This is a genomic window from Citrobacter sp. Cpo142, assembly GCF_030332425.1.
In the GTDB taxonomy this organism is placed as follows: domain Bacteria; phylum Pseudomonadota; class Gammaproteobacteria; order Enterobacterales; family Enterobacteriaceae; genus Citrobacter; species Citrobacter portucalensis.
Genome location: NZ_JAOWHW010000113.1, coordinates 378,158 through 398,651, shown reverse-complemented (window position 1 = coordinate 398,651; position 20,494 = coordinate 378,158). Strand labels below are relative to the sequence as shown.

Here is a 20,494-nt window from a genome sequence, read left to right as displayed (position 1 = left end):
ACCGTACGTTGTCTCTGTCTGCTGTGGTGTTGATTAAGAAGTGAAGTCGTCATTAATGAACGGCATTTTGCTTAAACTTGCGTCAGTTGGCAACTTATTCAGAAATCTGACCGCATTTGATGATAAGTGACGGTCGTGATTTTATTTCGACGCAAACGGTTTCGTCGGCGCGGTAGATTCTTTATAATGACGCCCGTTTCCCCCACTTGGGCACACCGAAAGCTTAGAAGACGAGAGACTTATGATGGAAATTCTGCGTGGTTCACCTGCACTGTCTGCATTCCGTATTAACAAACTGCTGGCACGTTTTCAGGCTGCCAACCTCCAGGTCCACAACATTTACGCCGAGTACGTCCATTTTGCCGATCTGAATGCACCGTTAAATGAAGATGAGCACGCGCAGCTTGCACGCCTGCTGAAATATGGTCCTGCTCTGCAAAGCCACGCCCCGGAAGGCAAACTGCTGCTGGTTACGCCTCGCCCTGGCACCATCTCCCCGTGGTCTTCTAAAGCGACTGATATTGCCCACAACTGCGGTCTGCACCAGATTAGCCGCCTGGAACGTGGCATTGCCTGGTATGTAGAAGCCTCTACGCTGACAGCTGAGCAATGGCAGATGGTGGCCGACGAACTGCACGACCGCATGATGGAAACGGTTTTCTCTGCGCTGAACGATGCCGAAAAACTGTTTGCCCATCACCAACCGGCGCCGGTCTCCAGCGTTGATCTACTGGGTGAGGGGCGTCAGGCGCTGATCGACGCTAACCTGCGTCTGGGTCTGGCGCTGGCGGAAGACGAAATTGACTATCTGCAGGATGCGTTCACCAAACTGGGACGTAACCCGAACGATATTGAACTATACATGTTTGCGCAGGCCAACTCTGAGCACTGCCGCCACAAGATTTTTAACGCCGACTGGGTTATCGATGGTAAACAGCAGCCGAAGTCGCTGTTCAAGATGATCAAGAATACCTTCGAAACCACGCCGGACCACGTGCTGTCTGCCTATAAAGACAACGCTGCGGTAATGGAAGGCTCTGAAGTGGGCCGCTATTTTGCCGACCACAAAACCGGCCGCTACGATTTCCATCAGGAACCAGCCCACATCCTGATGAAGGTTGAAACTCACAACCACCCGACGGCTATCTCTCCGTGGCCAGGTGCTGCAACCGGCTCCGGCGGCGAAATCCGCGACGAGGGCGCAACAGGTCGCGGTGCAAAACCGAAAGCCGGGCTGGTGGGTTTCTCCGTTTCCAACCTGCGTATTCCTGGCTTTGAACAGCCGTGGGAAGAAGACTTCGGTAAGCCGGACCGTATTGTTACCGCGCTTGATATCATGACCGAAGGTCCGCTGGGCGGCGCAGCGTTTAACAACGAATTTGGTCGTCCGGCGCTGACCGGCTACTTCCGTACCTATGAAGAAAAGGTCAACAGCCACAACGGCGAAGAGCTGCGCGGTTACCATAAACCGATCATGCTGGCAGGCGGGATCGGTAACATCCGTGCCGATCACGTACAGAAGGGCGAGATCGTCGTTGGCGCTAAGCTTATCGTCCTCGGCGGCCCGGCGATGAACATCGGTCTTGGCGGCGGGGCAGCCTCCTCTATGGCTTCCGGCCAGTCTGATGCCGATCTTGATTTCGCTTCCGTACAGCGTGACAACCCGGAAATGGAACGTCGTTGCCAGGAAGTTATCGACCGTTGCTGGCAGATGGGTGATGCGAACCCGATTCTGTTTATCCATGACGTTGGCGCGGGTGGACTGTCTAACGCTATGCCGGAGCTGGTAAGCGATGGCGGTCGCGGCGGTAAGTTCCAGCTGCGCGATATCCTCAGCGACGAGCCGGGTATGAGTCCGCTGGAAATCTGGTGTAACGAATCCCAGGAACGCTACGTGCTGGCGGTTGCTGCCGATCAATTGCCGCTGTTTGACGAACTGTGTAAGCGCGAGCGCGCGCCGTATGCGGTGATTGGTGAAGCTACCGAAGAACAGCATCTGACCTTGAGCGACAGCCACTTCGACAACCAGCCGATCGACATGCCGCTCGATGTGCTGCTGGGTAAAACACCGAAAATGACCCGCGATGTGCAGACGCTGAAAGCCAAAGGCGATGCCCTGAATCGTGACGAAATCTCGATTGCAGATGCGGTTAACCGCGTGCTGCATCTGCCGACTGTCGCGGAGAAAACGTTCCTCGTGACCATCGGTGACCGTACCGTTACCGGCATGGTTGCGCGTGACCAGATGGTTGGTCCATGGCAGATCCCGGTCGCCAACTGCGCGGTCACTACCGCAAGCCTCGATAGCTACTACGGCGAAGCGATGTCTATCGGCGAGCGCGCGCCGGTTGCGCTACTGGACTTCTCTGCCTCTGCGCGTCTGGCTGTCGGTGAAGCGCTGACCAACATTGCGGCAACGCAGATTGGCGACATCAAACGTATTAAGCTGTCGGCAAACTGGATGGCGGCTGCGGGTCACCCTGGTGAAGATGCTGGCCTGTACGAAGCAGTAAAAGCCGTCGGGGAAGAGCTATGCCCGGCGCTCGGCCTGACCATTCCAGTGGGCAAAGACTCTATGTCGATGAAAACCCGCTGGCAGGAAGGTAACGAGCAGCGTGAAATGACCTCGCCACTGTCGCTGGTGATCACCGCCTTTGCCCGCGTGGAAGATGTGCGCCACACCATTACCCCGCAGCTCTCTACTGAAGACAACGCCCTGCTGCTGATTGACCTCGGTCTTGGTCACAATGCGCTGGGCGCTACGTCGCTGGCGCAGGTTTACCGTCAACTGGGTGATAAGCCTGCCGACGTGCGTAACGTTGAGCAACTGAAAGGCTTCTACGATGCGATTCAGGCGCTGGTCGCTGCGCGTAAGCTGCTGGCCTATCATGACCGTTCTGACGGCGGTCTGCTGGTTACGCTGGCGGAAATGGCCTTCGCCGGTCACTGCGGTATTGACGCTGATATCCACTCTCTGGGTGAAGATCGTCTGGCGGCGCTGTTTAACGAAGAACTGGGCGCGGTGATTCAGGTTCGTGCTGCTGAATGTGAGGCGGTGGAAGCGATTCTGGCTGCCCACGGCCTGGCAGACTGCGTACACTTCCTCGGTAAAGCCGTTGAAGGCGACCGCTTCAACCTGACCGCTAACGACCAGCCGGTGTTTAGCGAAAGCCGTACTACCCTGCGTATGTGGTGGGCGGAAACCACCTGGCAGATGCAGCGTCTGCGTGACAACCCGGAATGTGCCGATCAGGAACACGACGCTAAAACTAACGATGCGGACCCTGGTCTCAACGTTAAACTGTCGTTTGATATCAACGAAGATGTTGCCGCTCCGTACATCGCCACCGGTGCGCGTCCCAAAGTGGCCGTACTGCGTGAGCAGGGTGTGAACTCCCACGTTGAGATGGCAGCCGCCTTCCACCGTGCGGGTTTCGACGCCATCGATGTGCACATGAGCGACCTGCTGGGCGGACGTATCGGCCTGGGTAATTTCCAGGCGTTGGTGGCCTGCGGCGGTTTCTCTTACGGCGATGTGCTTGGCGCTGGGGAAGGTTGGGCGAAGTCGATTCTGTTCAACAACCGCGTCCGTGATGAGTTCGAAACCTTCTTCCATCGCCCGCAAACGCTGGCTCTCGGCGTGTGTAACGGTTGTCAGATGATGTCTAACCTGCGTGAGCTGATCCCGGGAAGTGACCTGTGGCCGCGCTTTGTGCGTAACCACTCTGACCGCTTTGAAGCCCGCTTCAGCTTGGTCGAAGTGACGCAAAGCCCGTCTTTGCTGCTTGCCGATATGGTGGGGTCGATGATGCCGATTGCCGTTTCTCACGGTGAAGGTCGTGTGGAAGTGCGTGACGATGCGCATCTGGCTCAGCTTGAGAGCAAAGGTCTGGTGGCGCTGCGCTATGTTGATAACTTCGGTAAGGTGACCGAGACCTATCCGGCTAACCCGAACGGTTCGCCGAACGGTATTACTGCAGTGACCACTGAAAATGGTCGCGTCACCATTATGATGCCGCACCCGGAACGTGTGTTCCGTACCGTGAGTAACTCCTGGCACCCGGAAAACTGGGGCGAGGATAGCCCGTGGATGCGTATTTTCCGCAACGCGCGTAAACAGCTCGGTTAATTCGCGCAATAGTCATCAAGCCCCTCTTCACGAGGGGCTTTTTTTGTCTGCCGGATGGAACCCGCCTGATGACGCTACGCTTATCAGGACTACAGGGAAAATGCGGTTGTAGGCCGGATAAGGCGTTCACGCCGCCATCCGGCAATAAACTCAGCGCTTGCACCTAAAAGTAAAGTGTCGGGAAATGCCGACATGGACAGGGTTGTAGTGTCGTCAAAAAGAGACGTTTAATTATTTGATTTAATAGTGATTTGTTTTTAAGTGCTGCAAGTGTCGCTGGTTGGCGACAGAGAGAACAAAAAACAGCCAGAATTGTTATTTGTGAAAATAATAATATTTTTCATACTTATCATTGTGTTAATAAAGTGTTTTGAATATTGGCACAGATGCTGCATAATATTAACCAGTGGCTCATTCACCTTCTTATGTCAGCCCCTTCGGGACGTGCTACATAAACTTCGAATGACGCACAACAAGGTGCCTGCCGTCCAACATCTGATATTAGCATTGCTCATATCAACCTCCGGGCGAAACGTCGAGTTAGGCACCGCCTTATTCTATAACAAAGCCGGGTTAATCCCGGCTTTGTTGTATCTGGCGTTCCCCTCAGTTAGCATCAATCTATTCCTGTCCATTGAGAGTAACGCCTTGAGGCGCTGGTCAGTTTTTCCCCGATCTTTACGTCAATTGGTGACGTTGGCCTTCTTGCTTATCCTGCTGCCGTTGTTAGTTCTGGCCTGGCAGGCATGGCAAAGTCTGAATGCCCTGAGCGCGCAGGCTGCGCTGACCAACCGCACCACGCTGATTGATGCCAGACGCAGCGAGGCGATGACCAACGTCGCGCTGGAGATGGAGCGCAGCTATCGGCAATACTGCGTGCTTGATGACCCAACATTGGCCAGGGTCTACCAAAGCCAGCGTAAACGCTACAGCGACATGCTGGATGCGCATGCGGGGGTGTTGCCGGATACCAAGCTCTACCAGGCGTTGCGTCAGGATCTTAACGATCTCGCGCAGTTGCAGTGTAAAAACAGTGGTCCTGACAGTGTGTCGGCTGCACGACTGGAAGCATTCGCCAATGCCAATACCGAGATGGTGCAAGCGACGCGTACCGTGATCTTTTCTCGTGGGCAGCAGTTACAGCAGGAAATAGCCGAACGTGGGCAGTTTTTTGGCTGGCAGGCACTGGTGCTGTTTCTCGTCAGCCTGGCGATGGTCTTGCTGTTTACCCGCATGATTATCGGTCCGGTGAAGGGCATTGAACGGATGATCAACTGTCTGGGAGAAGGGCGCTCGCTGGGGGATAGCGTATTATTTACCGGGCCACGGGAATTGAGATCCGTGGGGCAGCGTATCATCTGGTTAAGCGAACGCCTCTCCTGGCTTGAGTCGCAACGGCATCAGTTTTTACGCCATCTTTCCCATGAGCTGAAAACACCGCTGGCGAGCATGCGCGAAGGTACCGAATTGTTGGCCGATCAGGTGGTTGGCCCGTTAACAGCGGAGCAAAAAGAGGTGGTCGGTATTCTGGATGACAGCAGCCGCAACCTGCAAAAGCTGATTGAACAACTCCTTGATTACAACCGCAAGCTGGCTGATGACGAGGTGGAACTTGAAAGTGTGGAAATCACGCCGCTGGTGGAAAGCGTTGTTTCTGCGCATAGCCTGCCCGCTCGCGCCAAAATGATACATACTGATGTTGCGCTTGCGGTGAACACCTGCCTGGCAGAACCGATGCTGTTGATGAGCGTGCTGGACAATCTTTATTCCAATGCGGTGCACTATGGTGCTGAATCCGGTAACATTTGGATCCGCAGCAGTTTGCATGGCTCAACGGTATACATCGATGTAATGAATACCGGCACACCGATTCCAGAAGCAGAACAGACCATGATCTTCGAGCCTTTTTTCCAGGGGAGTCATCAGCGAAAAGGGGCGGTAAAAGGAAGCGGGTTGGGGCTAAGCATTGCCAGAGATTGCATCCGCCGTATGCGGGGCAAGCTGTATCTGGTTGATGACCATGCGCAAAACGTTTGTTTTCGCATAGAACTGCCGCTAGCTGCTGCGAAAAATCACTAAAATAAACCTAAGTCTGGTGAGTATGCCATACGTTGTTGTCCGAATGCTTAAACGACATTTTCTTCGTCGCGTCATCCTCGCAAGCCTGCCGTGCCTGGCGCTGGTTGGTTGTGTCCCGAACGCGGTGAATCATATTATCGGCGATCCTTCGCAGGAGAAAATTCCGCCTAATCAACTGGCAGACTACCTTGCAACCGACTGTACGGATATCTGGTCGCTGTCTGGCCAGTCCACAGAAACCAATCCGTTGTACTGGCTGAGGGCGATGGATTGTGCCAATCGCCTGATGCCGGTGCAGGCGCGTAGTGAAGCCAGCACCCTGATGACAGATACCTGGCAGGGCGCTTTCAGGCGTGGGATCCTGCTCGAGAACGCCAACATTACGCCGCCTGAAAGGCGGGAGGCTGTTACGCGCCTCGATGCGTTAAGCCCGCAAATTCCGCCGCAGGTACGCCCGCTGTATCAGGTCTGGCGCAGCAGCCAAACGTTGCAGTTGCAGCTTGCCGAAGAGCGTATGCGCTACAGTAAACTCCAGCAGGCGTCCGACAGCGATCTCGATACGCTGCGCCAACAGCAGCAGCATTTGCAGTCCCAGCTCGATCTCACGACCCGCAAGCTGGAGAATCTGACCGATATTGAGCGCCAGCTTTCCACGCGCAAACCTGGCGGTAACTACAATCCTGATGCGCTGCACGGGAACGATAAACTCACTACGCCTGATAACGAAGAAGGCGCAGCGCCGTCTGCCGATGAGGTTACGCCATGATAAGCCGTAAGCCCGCGCATCTGCTGCTGGTGGATGACGATCCGGGACTGTTGAAATTACTTGGAATGCGACTGACCAGCGAAGGCTACAGCGTCGTGACCGCGGAAAGTGGGCAGGAAGGGTTACGGGTGCTGAACCGTGAAAAAGTGGATCTGGTTATTAGCGATCTGCGCATGGATGAAATGGACGGCATGCAGCTGTTTACTGAAATCCAGAAAGTACAGCCTGGGATGCCGGTGATTATCCTGACCGCTCACGGCTCCATCCCGGACGCTGTTGCGGCGACCCAGCAAGGGGTGTTCAGTTTCCTCACTAAACCAGTCGACAAGGACGCGTTATATCACGCGATTGACGGGGCGCTGGAACAGTCTGCGCCCGCCACCGATGACAGCTGGCGCGAATCTATCGTTACCCGCAGCCCGCTGATGCTACGCCTGCTGGAACAGGCGCGGATGGTGGCGCAATCGGACGTTAGCGTCTTGATTAACGGCCAAAGCGGAACCGGGAAAGAAGTTTTCGCTCAGGCTATTCACAACGCCAGCCCACGCAGCCAAAAACCTTTCATTGCCATTAACTGCGGTGCGTTGCCGGAACAACTGCTGGAATCAGAACTGTTTGGTCATGCACGGGGGGCTTTTACCGGTGCGGTGAGCAATCGTGAAGGGCTGTTTCAGGCCGCGGAAGGCGGCACGCTGTTTCTCGATGAGATTGGCGATATGCCTGCGCCGTTACAGGTGAAACTGCTGCGCGTATTGCAGGAACGAAAAGTCAGACCGTTGGGCAGTAACCGCGATATCGACATTGATGTGCGGATCGTTTCTGCGACCCACCGCGATTTACCCAAAGCGATGGCTCGGGGCGAATTTCGCGAGGATTTGTACTATCGCCTCAACGTGGTGAGCCTGAAGATCCCGGCGCTGGCCGAGCGTACGGAAGATATTCCGCTGCTGGCGAACCATCTGCTGCGCCAGTCCGCTGAACGTCACAAACCGTTCGTACGCGCCTTTTCAACCGATGCCATGAAGCGGTTAATGACCGCCAGCTGGCCGGGCAACGTGCGTCAGCTGGTCAACGTGATTGAGCAGTGCGTGGCGTTGACCTCTTCGCCGGTGATCAGCGACGCGCTGGTGGAGCAGGCGCTGGAAGGGGAAAACACCGCGCTGCCGACCTTTGTTGAGGCGCGTAACCAGTTTGAGCTCAACTATCTGCGTAAGCTGCTGCAAATCACCAAGGGCAATGTGACCCATGCGGCAAGAATGGCGGGGCGCAACCGCACCGAATTCTATAAATTGCTTTCTCGGCACGAGCTGGATGCAAACGATTTCAAAGAATAAATCTGCGGATTATGTTAGCTTTATTTGATCAAAAGACAGGCGACCTTTTCAAGGAATAGCATGAAAAAGATTGATGCGATTATTAAACCCTTCAAGCTGGACGATGTCCGCGAAGCGCTGGCAGAAGTCGGCATTACCGGTATGACTGTGACAGAAGTGAAAGGCTTTGGCCGTCAGAAAGGCCATACCGAGCTGTACCGTGGCGCGGAATATATGGTGGATTTTCTGCCGAAGGTAAAAATTGAAATTGTGGTTACCGACGACATCGTCGATACCTGCGTCGACACCATTATTCGTACTGCCCAGACCGGCAAGATCGGCGACGGTAAGATTTTTGTCTTCGACGTGGCACGCGTTATTCGTATTCGTACCGGTGAAGAAGACGACGCGGCAATCTAAGCCGCGCCGTTAATTTGTAGGCCTGATAAACGTAGCGCATCAGGTAGAGTGATTGCCGGATGGCGGCGTAAACGCCTTATCCGGCCTACTCGCGTAACACATTACAAGACTTTGTGCGGACCGAAGCATTCGTAATGAATGTTCTCGTTTTTCACGCCCAGACCGACCAGCTGCTTCGCGGCGAACTGCATGAAACCAACCGGACCGCACAGATAAAACTGCATCGCCGGATCGCTGATTGCGCTTTCCAGTTTGTTCAAATCCATCAGACCTACGCTATCAAACGCACCTTTCGCGCGATCGACTTCGGTTGGCTCACGATACCAAGTGTGTGCGCTAAAGCGTGGCAGCGTTTTGCCGAGTTCATTGACTTCATCAGCGAAGGCATGCACGTCACCATTTTCTGCCGCGTGGAACCAGTTAACCTGCGCCGTATGCTTCGCTTTTGCCAGCGTATCCAGCATCGCCAGCATTGGGGTTTGTCCCACGCCCGCGGAGATCAGAGATACCGGGGTGTCGGTCGCGACGTCCATAAAGAAATCGCCCGCAGGTGCGGCCAGGTGAACCACGTCGCCAACATTCGCATGGTTGTGCAGCCAGGTTGAAACCTGACCACCGTCTTCACGCTTAACCGCAATACGGTAGCCTTTGCCATCGGGTTTACGGGTCAGTGAGTACTGACGAATTTCCTGATGCGGGAAACCTTCCGGCTTTAACCAGACGCCCAGGTATTGCCCCGGATGATATTCAGCCACTGCGCCACCATCGACAGGTTCAAATTCAAAGCTGGTGATAAGTGCACTGCGTGGGGTTTTTGCCACGATGCGGAAAGGACGGGTACCTTCCCAGCCGCCATTTTTATTGGCATTTTCGCTGTAGATTTGCGCTTCACGGTTGATGAAAACGTTCGCCAGAACGCCGTATGCTTTGCCCCATGCATCCAGAACTTCCTGGCCTGGGCTGAACATTTCGTCCAGCGTTGCCAGCAAATGGCCACCTACGATGTTGTACTGCTCGGGTTTAATCTGGAAGCTGGTATGCTTCTGTGCGATTTTCTCAACAGCCGGCAACAGTGCCGCCAGATTTTCGATATTGCTGGCATACGCGGCAATAGCATTAAACAGCGCTTCACGCTGATCGCCATTACGCTGATTACTCATGTTGAAGATTTCTTTCAGCTCTGGGTTATGCGTAAACATGCGGTCGTAGAAATGGGCGGTCAGCTTCGGGCCTGTTTCAACCAGCAGGGGGATGGTGGCTTTCACTGTAGCGATGGTTTGTGCGTCAAGCATACGGTCTTCCTTTATCTGAGACTTTAATGATGTATGTCAAATACATCTTATAAAAAATACCCCTGCATTGTAAATGGTTCTTTGTAACTTTGCGTTGTAAAGGTTACATCGTGAAAAATCTGCATCACAAACCTGAAAAGAAATCCGTTGAAATTCAGCAGACCTTTGTTCTCCAAAGCCTTGCGTGCCGTGAAGGTAATCGTTTGCGTAAAATCCTTTGTCAAGACCTGTTATCGAAGAATGATTCGGTTATACTGTTGGCCGAAGTCCTAGGGACTGCCTTTTTAGGCCGAAATTCTATTGTTAGCTGAGTCAGGAGATGCGGATGTTAAAGCGTGAAATGAACATTGCCGATTATGATGCCGAACTGTGGCAGGCTATGGAGCAGGAAAAAGTACGTCAGGAAGAGCACATCGAACTGATCGCCTCCGAAAACTACACCAGCCCGCGTGTTATGCAGGCGCAGGGTTCTCAGCTGACCAACAAATACGCTGAAGGTTATCCGGGCAAGCGCTACTACGGCGGTTGCGAGTACGTTGATATCGTTGAGCAACTGGCTATCGATCGTGCAAAAGAGCTGTTTGGCGCTGACTACGCCAACGTCCAGCCGCACTCTGGTTCTCAGGCTAACTTCGCTGTTTATACCGCTCTGCTGCAACCGGGCGATACCGTTCTGGGTATGAACCTGGCACAAGGCGGCCACCTGACTCACGGCTCCCCGGTTAACTTCTCCGGCAAACTGTACAACATCATCCCTTACGGTATTGATGAGTCCGGCAAAATTGACTACGAAGACATGGCTAAGCAGGCCAAAGAGCACAAACCGAAGATGATCATCGGCGGCTTCTCTGCATACTCCGGCGTTGTTGACTGGGCAAAAATGCGCGAAATCGCCGACAGCATCGGTGCATACCTGTTCGTCGATATGGCGCACGTTGCGGGTCTGATTGCCGCGGGCGTTTATCCGAACCCGGTTCCACACGCACACGTTGTGACCACCACTACCCACAAAACCCTGGCGGGTCCGCGCGGTGGCCTGATCCTGGCGAAAGGCGGTGACGAAGAGCTGTACAAAAAACTGAACTCCGCTGTGTTCCCAAGCGCGCAGGGCGGCCCGCTGATGCACGTGATCGCGGCGAAAGCTGTGGCGCTGAAAGAAGCGATGGAGCCTGAGTTCAAGGTTTACCAACAGCAGGTTGCCAAAAACGCCAAAGCGATGGTGGAAGTGTTCCTGAACCGTGGCTACAAAGTGGTTTCTGGCGGTACTGAAAACCACCTGTTCCTGCTGGATCTGGTTGATAAAAACCTGACCGGTAAAGAAGCTGACGCCGCGCTGGGCCGTGCTAACATCACTGTTAACAAAAACAGCGTACCGAACGATCCGAAGAGCCCGTTTGTGACTTCCGGTATCCGTATCGGTTCTCCGGCTGTGACTCGCCGTGGCTTTAAAGAAGCTGAAGTGAAAGAGCTGGCTGGCTGGATGTGTGACGTTCTGGACAACATCAATGACGAAGCTGTTATCGAGCGCGTCAAAGGTAAAGTGCTGGATATCTGTGCACGTTTCCCGGTTTACGCGTAAGTAATACGGATTGCCAGATGGTGGTGTAAACATCTTATCCGGCCTACAGGTAACTCACATGTAGGCCAGATAAACGAAGTGCCATCCGGCAGTTATATTGACTTAAGCAAGATTGTTTCATCGATTAAAGCCGCCACTGGCGGCTTTTTCTTTGCCTGAATCCATTTTCTCAATAAACGTATTTCTCGGCCCTGATTCAACGTTACTGCGCCGACAATCACGCCATCCTGTAGGTTAAACCATATTGCTCTCTGCGCATCTGAATTGCCGCGTATGAGCCAGCTGTCCCCCTGCATTTCGCCAATAAACTGCAAATTATCGCGATATTGATCGGTCCAGAACCAGCCCGGCGTTGCTGCTGGCTGCGGTTGATTGAGCATCGCGGCGGTGGCAACCTGTGCCTGAAAATTGGCGTTTTCCCAGCTTTCGACGCGTACTAACGAACCGTCAGCCTGGCGCGTTATCGCTACGTCACCGGCGGCGAAAATCGCGGGATCGGAGGTGGTGCAGGCGGTATCAACGATAATGCCGTTCGCCGTCTCCAGCCCCGCTTCGCGGGCCAGTATATCGTTCGCCACGATACCGATGCCATAGATCACCGCATCAGCAGTGAGAGTTTCGCCGTTTTGTAGCGTGAGCGAGAGACACTCTCCTGCTTCGACATGCTCAATAGTGCTGTTAAGCAGTACTCGCACGCCCGCAAGTTGGTGGCGGGCTAGCAGATAGTCGCGCACCGGAGCAGGCGCGTTGCGGCCCATGACCGTTGGCGCCAGCTCCACCACCGTCACCTGACAGCCACGTTGAGTCGCGCTGGCCGCCAGTTCCAGACCAATGGTGCCCGCACCGACAATGACAATCGACTTGCCCGGCAATAAATTGTCGCGCAGGCGCTCGGCATCGCCCGCGTGGCGCAGGGTGAAGCAACGATCGCCCAGCTTATCCAGTTGCGGAAGGGGGCGTGCCGCAGCGCCCGTCGCAATCAGTAGCCGATCCCATGGATAACTCTGCCCATTAGCCAGCACCAACTGATGCGTTTGGCGGCCGAGCGTCCGCACAGTAACCCCCAGATGCAGCTGTACGTTGTGTTCCCGCCACCAGTCAGCGGGGAGTATCGGCTGAAGTTGCGGATTATCGTCCAGTAGCATCGCTTTGGAGAGCGGTGGGCGTTCATAGGGCAGATGTTGCTCATCGGAAAACAGGTGTAATTCGCCGTCAAATCCTTGTTGGCGCAGTGCAGCGGCAGCCATAGCTGCCGACTGACCGCCGCCGACGATAGCGATAGTTTTTGGGTTCATAACGCCTCCTCAGAGATCCAGTCCGGCGGCGACGTGACGAATACCGCGAATACCCAGACCGGCGTCGGCATTGATCATCACGCCGCTCAATGTGCGGTTGTTACGCCTTGACGCCAGCATCACATACGGGCCGGTAAAATCCGCCGGCTCCGGGAAAAACTGTAGTGGCAAAATAGCGGCGATTTTTTCCGGCGTCAGCGACTGCATAATCGATGTATCGTTTTGTCCCAGCGCCTGCGGGCCGCGTAGATCTGTCGCCATACCGCATGGACCGACACCGTTAACACGAACCTTTGGTGCCAGCTCGTATGCCAGCTGGCGAATCAGCCCGGTAGCCGCATGTTTGCTGGCGGTATACAGCGGGCCGCCGCCGCCGGGATACCACGACGCATTGGACAGGGTAAAGATGATGCTGCCTTCGCTGGCGATAAGTGCAGGGGCACAGGCTTTTGCGCCCAGCAGATAGCCCAGCACGTTGACGTTAAACAGCTCATGAAAGCCGCTCTCCAGCGCATCCGCAGGCGTATTGACCAACGAGGCGTTGTGATCCCATATCCCCGCATTTCCGATAAAACAGTCCAGCGTACCGTAATGCGTCAGGATTTGATCTACCGCGCGCTGATAGTCGGCGTAGCAGGTGACGTTGCCTTCGATTGCCAGCACATGTTCGCCAAAGCGCTGACGCAGGCTGGCAACTTTAGCTGGCGACAGCTCCAGCGTGGCGACCCGCGCACCTTCCTCGATGAAACGCTCGACCAGCGCCAGGCCAAGACCGGAGCCGCCGCCGGTGATAAATACCACGTTATCGCGTAAATCGCTCATCTTGCGTCCTCTGGAATATCAACAAACACATCGCTACCGTCCACATATACTGCGTAGGTGGTTAGCGGATCGGTGGCGGGTAGACACAACGCCTTGCCGGTTCTCAGGCAAAAACTGGCGGCATGCAGCGGGCATTCCACCGTAGCGTCGTCTTCCAGATAGCCTTCCGACATCGAGGCGTTACCGTGGCTACAGCGATCGTTAATGGCATAGAACTCGCCGCCAACGTTGAACAGCGCGATGACGGGCGAAGTATCAAGCCGGAGCGCTTCACCCTCCGGCAAATCCCCTACGGGGCAGGCATAAACACGACTCATCAGAACAGTACACTCAGGTTATGGGAGGTGATCACCGCTTGATCCAGCACGATCTCACGCTCCAGTAAGCGCCACTCATCGCCCGGCAAACGGCGCACTTTGTCTATGCGCATGCCGACGTAAAAGGTTTCATCGCGCTCTTTTTGCGCGCGATACAGCAGATAATTAAGGCGCACGGCAAAGACGTCGGGAACTCCAGTTTCACTGACCTGGCAGTTGCTGATCAGGTGCCGGGTACGCGACGGTGGCTCTTCCGCCCAGGCCATGCCGGTTTCCAGGCGCGCGATACGACGTTCGAGCTGGTCTTTGTTGTCGTTGAAAATCCAGGTGGTCGGCGGCTGCACGCCTTTGCGACGATCGCGCGTCTGGGCATTGACCGTCGTACGCATGGTGTAGCGAATGTCTTCATCCAGTTGTGCCAGCCAGTCACGAAACTTCCAGTCATCCAGCAGGCTGGCTTCATGGTAGAGAAACTGTGTAATGCGATGGTGTAGTTCCTGAGAAACTAAGGTACTCATTTCATCACCTCCTGCTGGTAAGCTGCGGTTTTCTCCTGCACTTCCTCCCAGCTTTCGCTGCTGAGCAAATCGGCCCAGCGCTGATACATGCCGCGCGCGGCGGTTTCCGAAAAGATGTAGTTGGTGATCCCCGGAATGCTGTCTTCACGACGTTTCTCCTGGCCAAGCCCCATTTCCAGACACAACCTGGTGTTGCGTGCGCGATGACCCTTCAACAGTTTTTGTATTTCACACCAGTTTTCCGAGTCGTCCTGCTCCAGGAATCCGGCGGGGCCAAAAGCCCGCGTTGCGCTGTTTTCAAACGCGGCTTTCACTTCATCAGAGGCGGCTTTATCGGTAATACAGAATGCCCACACTTCAACTTGATCCGGCCCGCGCGGATGCCAGACCCTTAAGGTGGCAGTACCGTTGAGCCAGGAAAGCGTTGGGAAAATGTTGTTGTGACCGGCCAGACGCAGGGCGCGAACTTTACCCAGACGCTGCTCGGCTTCCGCGTAGGTGTCACGGTAGTAGCTGGAGACTTCGCCGTCGACCCAGACATTGGCATCAGGATTTTCGGTAAAGAAAAATCCGCTACCGTGCCCATCCTGACCGAACTGTAGTGCGTCTTTGGCGGTTTCCCACACCGGACGGGCGGTTTGTCCGTCTCCCAGGCGTTTATCGCTGCCGTCGTCTTTTGCCCCCAGCACCTGCACGGCCGAGGCATGGCTGAACAGCGCGTGATACTGGTCGCTGGCAAACTGTTCGGCGGGGAATTTCCAGTTACAATCGATGGTCCACTTTTGTACGCCACCGACGATTTCGGTGCCGCCTTCACGACGATCCAGCACACCGTCGAGATACCAGGCGATGTCGCCGAGATAATCGCGCAGCGCAGGCGCGGAGGTATCCCAGTTGCCGAAAATCAGTCCCTTGTAGCTCTCTACGCCAGGAACTTCGTTCAGCCCCCAGTGCGATTTGCACAGCCCTTGCGGGTAGGCGCGCGGTTCCAGCGGGACGTCGATCAGCTCGCCGTTAATGCCGTACGACCAGCCGTGATACGGGCAGGTGAAGGCGCGGGTATTACCGCAGTCGGCGTAGCTGACGCGCATTGCGCGGTGGCGACACTGGTTGAGAAACGCTTTGATGCTGCCGTCTTTCTGGCGAACCACCACAACTGCATCCTCGCCCATGTAGGTGTTAAAAAAATCACCGGGTTTGGGGATTTGGCTTTCGTGGGCGAGAAATAACCAGCAGCGTCCGAAGATGCGTTCCAGCTCCAGTTGGTAAATTTCAGGGTCGGTATAAATTCGTGGGGTTACGCGACCGTTTTGCGTATCGATCAGTTGGTAGATGTCTAAATTTGAGGGTGTGGTCATATTTTTTAATCCTGAAAGCTAAGATGTATTGACCTTCTTTTTTTGTACCCTAAGGATGTTGCTGTTTAGTTATCAATCTGTGAAATAGTAAATTTCTACCAGTTGAGACATTTTTTCGATAACAAGGAGAAGGGCATGGAACTGAGGCACTTACGCTATTTCGTAGCGGTGGCGCAGGCGCTGAATTTCACCCGAGCGGCAGAAAAGCTGCATACCTCTCAGCCGTCGTTAAGCAGCCAGATCCGCGATCTGGAAACGTGCGTGGGCGTTCCATTGTTGGTGCGGGATAAACGAAAAGTTGCGCTGACGGCGGCGGGAGAGTGCTTTTTACAAGATGCGCTGGCGATCCTCGAACAGGCGGAAAACGCCAAAGTTCGTGCCCGTAAAACGGTGCAGGAAGATAATCATTTCGCCATCGGTTTTGTCCCTTCCGCAGAGGTAAATCTGCTGCCGAAGGTGCTGCCTTTGTTTCGTTTAAAACAGCCTGATACGCACATTGAGCTGGTGAGTCTGATCACCACTGAACAGGAAGAGAAGATCCTGAGTGGAGAGCTGGATGTGGGCTTAATGCGCCACCCGGTGTACAGCCCGGATCTCGATTATCTGGAGCTGATTCATGAGCCGTTAGTAGTGGTTTTACCGGTGAATCATCCGTTAGCGAATGAGCAAGCAATCTCCGCAGAACAACTACACGGCGTGAATTTTGTCAGTACCGATCCGGCCTACTCCGGCGCGTTAGCGATGATTGTCAAAAACTGGTTTCAGCGACAAAAAAGCCAGCCCAACATTGTGCAGGTGGCAACCAACATTCTGGTGACCATGAACCTGGTCGGCATGGGGCTGGGGGTGACTTTGATACCCGGTTATATGAATAATTTTAATACCGGACAGGTGGTTTTCCGTCCTATTGTTGGCGATGTTCCGACCATTGCGCTGTTGATGGCGTGGAAAAAAGGCGAGCTAAAGCCCGCCCTGCAGCATTTTATCGAACTGGCTCAGCGCCAGCCGATGTTGTGAGCCATTATTTCACGAGAACGGTGATGGTCGCGGTACCGCTAAATTTCCCCGGCGCGGGCGTGCCGCCGAGCATATTAATCGGCCAGGCTTCCAGGTTGATTACTCCCTTGCCGGAAGGATCGATATTGATCAATCCATTTGTGAACGGGACATTGACATGGGTCCCGTCGATACGGGCCATTCTCACACCGATGTCCGGGACGTTATTGGCTTCCTGGCGGCGGGCGACTAACGTGTACTGCTCAATCACATCATCAGCATCAATCCTCATTTCCATGCTATTTTTGATGGTTGAGGTATCACCGCAGTCATAGTGAATGTCAAAATTGACCGGTGTATAGCCGTCCGGCATCTGGTCCTTGGTGGTGAAACGGTTGGCGTTGATAAAACCGAGATCGACCTGAATCACGTCGCCCTGGTTGATTTTACAATCCTGGGGCACGGTGATGCTCCCCTGGATGCGCAGTTCGGCGATATCTTCCATGCTGCTCACCGATGGTGGGGTGGACGAACTGGTCCATCCGGCCTGTACTGAGGCGACCAGGGTGTCTGGAATTACCAGTTCCCCCAGGAAGGGTTTGGTGACGTACAGCGTAAAACGGGTGCTCGCGCCAATGGTTACCGGCGCGGCGCGGATCTCCGCTGGGTCAGGCGTGCACACGCTACCTTTGCTGCTGCTGGGGCTGTAAGAGCCACTTTCCTGGATAGGTTTAGTGTTCAGCGGCGTGACCGCCGTCTTCCCAGGAATGTCATCAACTTCAGTTTTAATATCCAGATTATCATTCAACTGGTAAAAGCCGCTGAGTTTACCGTTTTTAGATAGCGCGCTGGTGACCGTATAGTACAACGCCACTTTGCTACCCGCGCTACAGCTGCAATCGATTTGATAAGCATTGCCTGAGAGCGGCGTTGGCAGTTCCAGCGAGGTTCCCGCAACGTTCTGTGCTTGCGTCCAGTCGCTGGCTATATTGACGTTAAAGCTTCCCGTCGCGGAGCAGGCCCCGTTCACCGCGTAGACCGGGGTGATAGGTAGCGCCAGTAGCACGGCGGTAATCCCATTTTTCATCCACAGACTCTTTATTGACATAGCGCGTTCCCATTTTGTATTGCGGTGTTGCGAGCAGAATCTTCCGGCAGGCTGAAGGTAAACTGGCACTGTTGATCTGGCTGATTACCCCAGCGTACGGACCAGATCTGCGGCTGGCTGTTTACACCAGTGATATACAGCACGCCACCTTCATCGACGATGCTCTGCTGCGTCTGACTGCTGGCGATGGCGCCGAAGGGCAGTGCTTTTCCGCGCGCATCGGTGAGTTTCAGCAGTACGCGGTAGCCGGTCCGGGCAATAAAGTGTGCCGTTACGGCGGCACCGCGATTAGGCACTACGGTGCGCACCGTTTCGGTGACGTCGACGTTATCCGGCATCATTGTGGTATCGAGAGAGATGGCGTTTTCCTGATACGCGGTCAGATAGGGGATCACGGCATAGCCAAAATAGTCGGTGGCGATGCCGGGGTAATTTTTCACCCGGATCCCTGCCGCGCCGTTGGCGTCAATCAGCGCAAAGGCATTGCCCAGCGACTGCGACAGGGTCACGCCGTGACGATGGGCGACAATACCACCAGAGAGACCGTAGCTCAGTTGGCGGTTATCGCTGCTATAGTCGTAACCGGCATTCACGGTGCCGTAGGCAGAACGGTAGCTGCCGTACAGACTGCTGCTGCCCGGATCGCCGCCTTCGCTTTGCCGTTGTTTCAGGTTATAAGTCAGCCGACGGTCTTCCAGCAGCGAGCCATTGATGCCCACTTCGTGCTGAGTAGCGCGATCGCGCTGGTCAGTGGTGCGCCAGGTTGCCTGCGCATGCGACAGCCAGCGATCCAACGGCACGCTCAGGCTGAGCGACAGCGTACGGTCGTTGTCGCTGTCATGTGAGTCGGTAAACTGGCCGCTGAGGTTATAGCTCACGCCCCACAGATTGCCGTTCAGGCCAATGGACAGGTTTTTATCCTGCTGCTCGCGATCCCAGTACTCCTGCTGCGAGCCAGAGGCGTAGAAACTGATACCAGAAAACAACGTCTGGCTGACAGTGAACTGAGCTTCATTGCGCAGGTGATCGCCGCCGTTGATACCCTTCTGGTTGGCGTCGGAGAAGTTGAAATAACCGCTGCTGGTGTAGCGGTAGTAGCTTAGCGACACGCTGGTGCCGCTTTCCGGTAGGTCTTTGATGTACTGGGTGCGCCAGCTGTAGCCATGATAGCTTTCATTGTTATCAAGCTGAGTGTCCGCGCGGCTGACGTCCATCGATACTGCTCCCAGAACGCCAAGCGTAGAGCCGAGGCCCAGCGCCAGCGCTCGGTAGTCCTGCGAGGCGTTCAGGCCGCCGTAAAGCGTGAACGCGTTGTTCAGACCATAGCTGGCGGTGCTTTCAAGGAACTCCGGCTCGTGGCTGTCCTGCGAGCTGGCAGCGCGAAAGCGCCCCGCGGTGACGCTGTATTTTAGATAACCCGGTCTTTGCATCTGCGGCAGCGCGGAGAACGGCTGGACGAAATGACGTATGCTGCCGTCGGCTTCTTCGATAGTGACGTCTAAGTCGCCGCTGAACGCCGAAGGGTAGAGATCGTTGATTTCAAAAGCCCCCGCCGGAACGTTGCTTTGATACAGGATGTAGCCGTTTTGCCGTACCGTAACGATAGCGCTGGAGTTGGCGATGCCGCGAATGGTCGGCGCAAAACCGCGCTGGCTGTTGGGTAGCATGGTTTCATCAGAGTACAGCCGCACGCCGGTAAACTGATAGCTGGAGAACACCGTGCCTTCGGTGGCGCTCTCGCCTATCACCAGCTGCGATTTCAGGCTTTTGATATCCCGTTGTAGCCAGCTATTAATGCTATCCCAACGCGTGTCATTATCGCTGTGCGCCCAGGTCGAGTAATTGCGTAGTCGCCAGGGGCCGATGTTGGCGCCATTTTGCATATTCAGATACTGGCGCCGATCGCTGTCGTTGTCGTACTGGTTTTGCGAACCGCTAAAGTTGTAGTTGGTGAACAAAACCGGCATCCCGTCGTCCCAGCGAGCAGGATCTACATAGCCGCGGGCGTCACGGTAAAGGGCAATCTGCGGCACGCTGAGATTCAGTCGGCTGTGGTTGATATCAAACTGTGAGATGCTGCCGGGAATCGCCTGCGTCAGGTCGGCAACCGTCGTGGCGTTGTCCTGCTCCGCCAACTGTGGATAGTTGTCGATTTTAAAGCCCAGTTCACGCAATTGCCCGAGGGTGAACTGAGGAATCAACTGGTGTTCTTTACCTGCAACGAACGGCAGCTTACGCTGGCCGGTTTTCTTGTTGTTAATATAAATATCAACAATATATTCGCCGGGAAGCTGGGCGTTATTCTGCGAAAATACCGCCAGATCCACCGCCTGTTGGCCGCTTTTCTCCGTTTCCAGAAGGGTTGGGTCAAAGTAGAAGTCACCGGCCCAGGCATGGCCGGAGGCCAGGCATCCGCTGGCGATTGCGCAGTGCAACCAGAAGGCAAGTGGCTTCACGGTTGATAAATTCGGCGTTCTTTGCGTCATATCGCTTGTCATTCCC

At 54.9% G+C, this 20,494-nt stretch carries 15 protein-coding genes; 7 read left to right on the top strand and 8 right to left on the bottom strand.

Going from position 1 to position 20,494, the window contains the following annotated elements; translation table 11 throughout:
• Window positions 1–241: 241 nt before the first annotated feature.
• The 5 genes from purL to glnB all read left to right on the top strand — a co-directional run bounded on the left by purL (window position 242) and on the right by glnB (window position 8,707).
• Window positions 242–4,129 (top strand): phosphoribosylformylglycinamidine synthase, encoded by a 3,888-nt coding sequence (gene purL, locus OGY18_RS11645; protein WP_148361631.1) that lies wholly within the window; start codon window positions 242–244, stop codon window positions 4,127–4,129.
• A gap of 648 nt (window positions 4,130–4,777) precedes the next feature.
• Window positions 4,778–6,208, top strand: a complete 1,431-nt coding sequence (qseE, locus tag OGY18_RS11640; RefSeq protein WP_286553084.1) for a two component system sensor histidine kinase QseE/GlrK — start codon at window positions 4,778–4,780, stop codon at window positions 6,206–6,208.
• Between the two features lie 22 nt (window positions 6,209–6,230).
• A complete protein-coding gene (gene qseG / locus OGY18_RS11635) occupies window positions 6,231–6,974 on the top strand; it encodes a two-component system QseEF-associated lipoprotein QseG (protein ID WP_286553061.1) in 744 nt (247 codons plus the stop codon).
• Window positions 6,974–8,308 carry a two-component system response regulator GlrR gene (gene glrR / locus OGY18_RS11630; protein ID WP_304502732.1) on the top strand — a complete coding sequence of 445 codons (1,335 nt, stop codon included), beginning with the start codon at window positions 6,974–6,976 and terminating at the stop codon, window positions 8,306–8,308. The genes qseG and glrR overlap by 1 nt, the downstream gene beginning before the upstream one ends.
• A 60-nt stretch (window positions 8,309–8,368) precedes the next feature.
• Complete coding sequence (gene glnB / locus OGY18_RS11625) at window positions 8,369–8,707, top strand: nitrogen regulatory protein P-II (RefSeq protein WP_002914032.1); 339 nt, start codon at window positions 8,369–8,371, stop codon at window positions 8,705–8,707.
• A 101-nt stretch (window positions 8,708–8,808) separates the two neighbouring features.
• Here the strand turns inward: glnB and hmpA are convergent, their stop codons facing one another.
• Window positions 8,809–9,999 carry an NO-inducible flavohemoprotein gene (gene hmpA / locus OGY18_RS11620; protein ID WP_003835279.1) on the bottom strand — a complete coding sequence of 397 codons (1,191 nt, stop codon included), beginning with the start codon at window positions 9,997–9,999 and terminating at the stop codon, window positions 8,809–8,811.
• Between the two features lie 325 nt (window positions 10,000–10,324).
• Here hmpA and glyA point away from each other — a divergent pair, with 325 nt between their 5' ends.
• A complete protein-coding gene (gene glyA / locus OGY18_RS11615) occupies window positions 10,325–11,578 on the top strand; it encodes a serine hydroxymethyltransferase (RefSeq protein ID WP_003835277.1) in 1,254 nt (417 codons plus the stop codon).
• Between the two features lie 92 nt (window positions 11,579–11,670).
• Here glyA and hcaD read toward each other — a convergent pair whose 3' ends face one another.
• The 5 genes from hcaD to hcaE are packed head-to-tail and all read right to left on the bottom strand — an operon-like array spanning window position 11,671 to window position 15,888.
• Window positions 11,671–12,873 (bottom strand): phenylpropionate dioxygenase ferredoxin reductase subunit, encoded by a 1,203-nt coding sequence (gene hcaD / locus OGY18_RS11610; RefSeq protein WP_286553057.1) that lies wholly within the window; start codon window positions 12,871–12,873, stop codon window positions 11,671–11,673.
• Window positions 12,874–12,882: 9 nt separating this feature from the next.
• Window positions 12,883–13,695, bottom strand: a complete 813-nt coding sequence (gene hcaB, locus OGY18_RS11605) for a 3-phenylpropionate-dihydrodiol/cinnamic acid-dihydrodiol dehydrogenase (RefSeq protein ID WP_286553055.1) — start codon at window positions 13,693–13,695, stop codon at window positions 12,883–12,885.
• Window positions 13,692–14,012: a 3-phenylpropionate/cinnamic acid dioxygenase ferredoxin subunit gene (gene hcaC / locus OGY18_RS11600; RefSeq protein WP_003835270.1), complete on the bottom strand. Its 321-nt coding sequence runs from the start codon at window positions 14,010–14,012 to the stop codon at window positions 13,692–13,694. Before hcaC ends, hcaB begins: the two co-directional genes overlap by 4 nt.
• Window positions 14,012–14,530, bottom strand: coding sequence for a 3-phenylpropionate/cinnamic acid dioxygenase subunit beta (hcaF, locus tag OGY18_RS11595; protein ID WP_032944241.1), 519 nt, complete (start codon window positions 14,528–14,530; stop codon window positions 14,012–14,014). Before hcaF ends, hcaC begins: the two co-directional genes overlap by 1 nt.
• A complete protein-coding gene (hcaE, locus tag OGY18_RS11590; RefSeq protein ID WP_286553051.1) occupies window positions 14,527–15,888 on the bottom strand; it encodes a 3-phenylpropionate/cinnamic acid dioxygenase subunit alpha in 1,362 nt (453 codons plus the stop codon). Before hcaE ends, hcaF begins: the two co-directional genes overlap by 4 nt.
• A gap of 135 nt (window positions 15,889–16,023) precedes the next feature.
• Here hcaE and hcaR point away from each other — a divergent pair, with 135 nt between their 5' ends.
• On the top strand, window positions 16,024–16,905 hold the full coding sequence (gene hcaR / locus OGY18_RS11585; RefSeq protein ID WP_003835264.1) for a DNA-binding transcriptional regulator HcaR: 882 nt from the start codon (window positions 16,024–16,026) through the stop codon (window positions 16,903–16,905).
• Window positions 16,906–16,909: 4 nt separating this feature from the next.
• Here the strand turns inward: hcaR and OGY18_RS11580 are convergent, their stop codons facing one another.
• Both OGY18_RS11580 and OGY18_RS11575 read right to left on the bottom strand, forming a co-directional pair.
• Entirely contained in the window at window positions 16,910–17,992 is a 1,083-nt protein-coding gene (locus OGY18_RS11580) for a fimbrial protein (protein WP_149281462.1), read from the bottom strand.
• Window positions 17,983–20,478 (bottom strand): fimbria/pilus outer membrane usher protein, encoded by a 2,496-nt coding sequence (locus OGY18_RS11575; protein ID WP_286553047.1) that lies wholly within the window; start codon window positions 20,476–20,478, stop codon window positions 17,983–17,985. Before OGY18_RS11575 ends, OGY18_RS11580 begins: the two co-directional genes overlap by 10 nt.
• Window positions 20,479–20,494 lie beyond the last annotated feature (16 nt).

Coding starts and splice junctions, on each gene's coding strand:
- purL (WP_148361631.1), top strand. CDS start 242: ATGATGGAAATTCTGCGTGGTTCACCTGCACTGTCTGCATTCCGTATT.
- qseG (WP_286553061.1), top strand. CDS start 6,231: ATGCCATACGTTGTTGTCCGAATGCTTAAACGACATTTTCTTCGTCGC.
- glnB (WP_002914032.1), top strand. CDS start 8,369: ATGAAAAAGATTGATGCGATTATTAAACCCTTCAAGCTGGACGATGTC.
- hmpA (WP_003835279.1), bottom strand. CDS start 9,999: ATGCTTGACGCACAAACCATCGCTACAGTGAAAGCCACCATCCCCCTG.
- glyA (WP_003835277.1), top strand. CDS start 10,325: ATGTTAAAGCGTGAAATGAACATTGCCGATTATGATGCCGAACTGTGG.
- hcaD (WP_286553057.1), bottom strand. CDS start 12,873: ATGAACCCAAAAACTATCGCTATCGTCGGCGGCGGTCAGTCGGCAGCT.
- hcaB (WP_286553055.1), bottom strand. CDS start 13,695: ATGAGCGATTTACGCGATAACGTGGTATTTATCACCGGCGGCGGCTCC.
- hcaC (WP_003835270.1), bottom strand. CDS start 14,012: ATGAGTCGTGTTTATGCCTGCCCCGTAGGGGATTTGCCGGAGGGTGAA.
- hcaF (WP_032944241.1), bottom strand. CDS start 14,530: ATGAGTACCTTAGTTTCTCAGGAACTACACCATCGCATTACACAGTTT.
- hcaE (WP_286553051.1), bottom strand. CDS start 15,888: ATGACCACACCCTCAAATTTAGACATCTACCAACTGATCGATACGCAA.
- hcaR (WP_003835264.1), top strand. CDS start 16,024: ATGGAACTGAGGCACTTACGCTATTTCGTAGCGGTGGCGCAGGCGCTG.
- OGY18_RS11580 (WP_149281462.1), bottom strand. CDS start 17,992: ATGTCAATAAAGAGTCTGTGGATGAAAAATGGGATTACCGCCGTGCTA.
- OGY18_RS11575 (WP_286553047.1), bottom strand. CDS start 20,478: ATGACGCAAAGAACGCCGAATTTATCAACCGTGAAGCCACTTGCCTTC.